The organism is Providencia sp. PROV033 (assembly GCF_028484855.1).
GTDB classification, from domain to species: Bacteria; Pseudomonadota; Gammaproteobacteria; order Enterobacterales; family Enterobacteriaceae; genus Providencia; species Providencia alcalifaciens.
Map to the genome: position 1 here is coordinate 1 of NZ_JAMPSW010000160.1, position 4,492 is coordinate 4,492.

The 4,492-nt window shown below is 44.7% G+C and carries 4 protein-coding genes; 2 read left to right on the top strand and 2 right to left on the bottom strand.

The window, feature by feature from the left end; all coding sequences use genetic code 11:
• The coding region (locus PSF16_RS16700; protein WP_272689735.1) for a CcdB family protein at positions 1-390 on the bottom strand (390 nt) is incomplete at its 3' end.
• Between the two features lie 32 nt (positions 391-422).
• Positions 423-770 carry an HNH nuclease YajD gene (gene yajD, locus PSF16_RS16705; RefSeq protein ID WP_154604173.1) on the bottom strand — a complete coding sequence of 116 codons (348 nt, stop codon included), beginning with the start codon at positions 768-770 and terminating at the stop codon, positions 423-425.
• Between the two features lie 284 nt (positions 771-1,054).
• Here yajD and flhB point away from each other — a divergent pair, with 284 nt between their 5' ends.
• Both flhB and flhA read left to right on the top strand, forming a co-directional pair.
• Positions 1,055-2,206 (top strand): flagellar biosynthesis protein FlhB, encoded by a 1,152-nt coding sequence (gene flhB / locus PSF16_RS16710; protein WP_272689736.1) that lies wholly within the window; start codon positions 1,055-1,057, stop codon positions 2,204-2,206.
• Positions 2,199-4,295: a flagellar biosynthesis protein FlhA gene (gene flhA / locus PSF16_RS16715; RefSeq protein WP_272689737.1), complete on the top strand. Its 2,097-nt coding sequence runs from the start codon at positions 2,199-2,201 to the stop codon at positions 4,293-4,295. Before flhB ends, flhA begins: the two co-directional genes overlap by 8 nt.
• Positions 4,296-4,492 lie beyond the last annotated feature (197 nt).

Sequence of the window (4,492 nt, forward strand, 5' to 3'; positions counted from 1 at the left end):
TTTGATTTTATCTCTTTGGTACTCAATGCAAATAATCTCTTTTCCTAGCATGGATTTAGAGATGGCTGACATCAAATGAGTCATCAGTACAAAGGGGTGCCCTTCAATATCAATAATTGGGTTAAGTCGAATCGGCAGGGCAGCTTGCAGATGACGTGTATCAAATAACGGAATGATAAGGCGTGTTGTTAGGTCATCAATAATGTCACTTTGTACATCCAAAAGATAAGGATAGTTGGTTAGCTCTTCGTAGAGGGTGTGCAATAAGATGCAATTTCTGATAAATGGCTGGATAGCGCGCCGAAAAATGAAACTATAATGCTGGAATAGAGATACGAAGGCTGGAAATGCAAGGCTAACAGTCGGAAGAAACGCAGGCTTGAATAGCATTTCAAACCTGCGAGAACAAAATGCGGATGCGATTATTTCTTTTTATCTAGCATCGCTTTTAAATCGGCAAATGGGTTATAAGTGGCTTCACCCACATCTTTTTGTGCATCTTCACCCGCAACCACATTCGTTCCATACTGGTCGGCTTCTGTATACTTAGAATGTTCATGATCGTGACAGAAGAGACACAATAACTCCCAATTACTCCCATCTTCAGGGTTATTGGTATGGTCATGATCGATATGATGAACGGTTAATTCTCTCAGATTCGAATAAACGAATTCCCGCGTGCAGCGCCCGCATATCCATGGATAAATTTTAAGTGCTTTTTCACGGTACCCACTTTCTAAGCGAGCATAGTTTTTAGGGATCAGAGCCATAACGAATATCACCTGCTATAAATAGAGTATTTTACATTGATGTTATCAATATACCCCATTTTACGGAGTGGGTATTATAGGACGTGATTTTTTAGGTCATCTTTTTTGACTTTCTTTCTTTTTACCTTTCATTTACCTCTTTGCGAAGCGCTTCGCAAAGTTGTTGTCATATTGCTCAATAGCCAAAAAACCCCTGCGAAGTACGTCTATTTTTCACCATTGATTTTTTTACACTCTGTCATGCTATAGCGACTATGCGTATAGCCTAATTTTTTGGAAGTCACGTGTCCGACGAAAGTGATGTAGAAAAAACAGAAGAACCCACGCCCCATAAAAAGCAGAAAGCGAAAGATGACGGGCAAATTGTTCGCTCCAAAGAATTAAGCTCCCTCATGATGATGTTGGCTGGAGTCAGTTTGCTGTGGCTAAGTGGCGGGCATTTGGCAAACCAGCTACGACAAATCATGCGCCAAGGATTTATCTTTGACGGTCATTATCTGCAAAACATCGGGTTGATGCTCAGTTATTTGGGGAGGGTAGTTAGTGAGGCGTTATTTGCGCTATTTCCAATCATTGGGGGGTTAGCGCTGGTGGGGATCTCTGCATCGTCATTGGTGGGTGGATTGTTATTTAATAGCAAATTGATTAAGTTTGATTTGAAAAACTTAAATCTAATCAAGGGGTTAAAGCGAATTTTCTCCATGAATGCCTTATCTGAATTGTTTAAGGCAATATTAAAATCACTGTTTGTGGGGTTAGGCGCGTCCATATTTCTCTGGCAAAGTTGGCCATCGTTACTCCATTTGGTGATGGAACCACCGACAACGGCGTTGGCAAACGCACTCGAGAAGGTGATTTTTGCAGGTTATTTAATTGTTTTTCTATTAATCCCAATGGTGGCATTTGATGTGTTTTATCAATTTCGCTCTCACTTGAAAAAGTTACGGATGAGCCGCCAAGAAATTAAAGACGAATTTAAGCAACAAGAGGGCGATCCTCACATTAAAGCCAAAATTCGTCAGCAACAACGAGCGATTGCGCGTAACCGAATGATGGCAGATGTACCCAGTGCGGATGTGATTGTCACCAACCCGACTCACTACGCTGTCGCCCTAAAATATGACGATAAAAAAATGGGGGCGCCGAAAGTCTTGGCAAAAGGCGCGGGGGTTATTGCCCAACGTATTAAAGAAATTGGTGCAGAGCACCGTATTTTACAGCTTGAAGCTCCACCGCTCGCGCGTGCGTTATATCGCCATGCGGAGATTGGACAAAGTATCCCTGTTGCGCTGTATGCAGCGGTAGCAGAAGTTTTAGCATGGGTTTACCAATTACGCCGCTGGCGTCGTGAAGGTGGCCTGAAACCAAAGAAACCGAAAAATTTACCAGTGCCACCGACGCTGGATTTTGCTGGAGATAACAATCGCGATGGCTAATTTGGCTACACTTTTAAAATTGCCGAAAAATTTACAAGGAACTCAGTGGCAAATCCTCGCTGGACCCGTGCTGATATTACTGATTCTGTCGATGATGGTTCTGCCATTACCGGCATTCCTGCTGGATTTACTATTCACCTTTAACATCGCGCTGTCCATTATGGTGCTGTTAGTGGCGATGTTCACCAAACGGACATTGGATTTTGCCGCATTCCCCACCATTTTGCTGTTCGCAACCTTATTGCGCCTATCTTTGAATATCGCTTCAACGCGTATCATTCTGCTAGATGGTCATACTGGACCGGATGCCGCAGGGCGCGTTGTCGAAGCCTTTGGTCACTTCTTGGTTGGCGGTAACTTTGCCATTGGTATTGTCGTTTTCATTATCTTGGTTCTGATTAACTTTATGGTTATCACCAAGGGTGCGGGGCGTATCGCCGAAGTAGGCGCTCGCTTTGTGCTTGATGGAATGCCGGGTAAGCAAATGGCCATCGATGCCGATTTAAACGCCGGTATTATCAATGATGATGAAGCGAAAAAACGCCGAGCGGAAGTGACCCAAGAAGCCGATTTTTACGGTTCAATGGATGGTGCGAGTAAATTCGTCCGTGGTGATGCCGTCGCCGGAATTATGATCATGGTGATAAATGTCATCGGTGGTTTGATTATCGGTGTAGGCCAGCACCATATGACCCTCGGTGATGCAACGAGCGCTTATACCTTATTAACCATCGGTGATGGTCTGGTCGCTCAAATTCCAGCATTGATTATCTCGACAGCAGCGGGGGTTATCGTCACTCGCGTTGTAACTGATGAAGATGTTGGTGAGCAGATGGTCACTCAACTGTTTAATAACCCGCGCGTGATGTGGCTCAGTGCTGGGGTATTAGGGTTGATTGGTCTTATTCCGGGGATGCCTAACTTTGTTTTCCTACTGTTCACCGCGGCATTGGCTGCATTAGGGTGGTATCTGGTAAAACGTGCTCGCAATCCAGAAAAAACGATGGATGATAGCCAAGCGCAACATTTCCAAGAGGCCAATAAAGTGGTCGAAGCCACATGGGATGATGTGCAGTTAGAAGATTTACTGGCAATGGAAGTCGGTTATCGCCTAATTCCGCTGGTTGATAACGATCAGCAAGGGGAGCTATTGGGTCGACTTCGTGGGCTACGTAAGAAATTTGCTCAGGAAGTTGGATACTTACCTCCAGTAGTGCATATTTGCGACAATCTAGAATTATCCCCATGTGAATATCGCATTCTTATCAAAGGGGCTGAGGTGGGGCGCGGAGAAGCTCAACCAGGACGCAACTTAGCGATTGACCCAGGCAATGCGGCGGGAACCTTACAAGGGGATATGACTAAAGAGCCTGCATTTGGTCTACCTGCAGTATGGATTGACGATGACTTGCGCGAACAAGCTCAAATTCAAGGTTATACCGTCGTTTCCGCAAGTACCGCGGTAGCAACGCACTTCAATCAAATCTTACTGCAATACTCGAGCACGCTTTTTGGTCGTCAAGAAGCCCAAATGTTGTATGACCGCGTGAAAAAAGAGATGCCAAAACTGGCGGATGACCTGATCCCAGACACCATTTCTCTGACCATCTTGCACCGCGTTTTACAAAACCTACTCATGGAAGATGTGGTCATCCGCGACATGCGTACCATTATTGAGACGCTGGCTGAAATGGCGGGTGAAAATGGTGAACAAAAAGATACCGATTACCTCACTTCTCAGGTGCGTATTGCTCTAGGACGTGCTATTACCCAGCAATGGTTTGGTAGCGCTGAAGAGATTCAAGTGATTGGGTTGGATGCGAAGTTGGAGCAAATCCTGCTACAAGCTGCGAAGAATGGTGGTGGTTTAGAGCCAAATTTAGCCCAGTTTATTCAAACTCAAGCTGAAGAGGCGGTGGGGCATCAAGAAGCCATGGGCGCACCAACGGTGCTGTTAGTGAATCATGCACTGAGACTGATTTTATCCCGCTTCCTGCGTCGTAGCTTGCCGCAGTTAGTGGTGATGTCCAATTTAGAAATGTCAGATCACCGTAAGATTAGAATGACATCAATGATCAGCGGGTCATAAACAGTCGATTGATTTCAAGTTAACGAAACACAAATAAATATCACAATAGGCAGTGTAGTGAGATGAGCGTCATAACTCCTCACTCACTGCCTATTTTCTTGCGCGTTAGTTTTATACAAAAGCACCGTTAAGGTCTTTGCGGACTTTAAACCGAATGGTGCGAACGGCATCAAGTCTTACGAATATGAGCCAAAAAA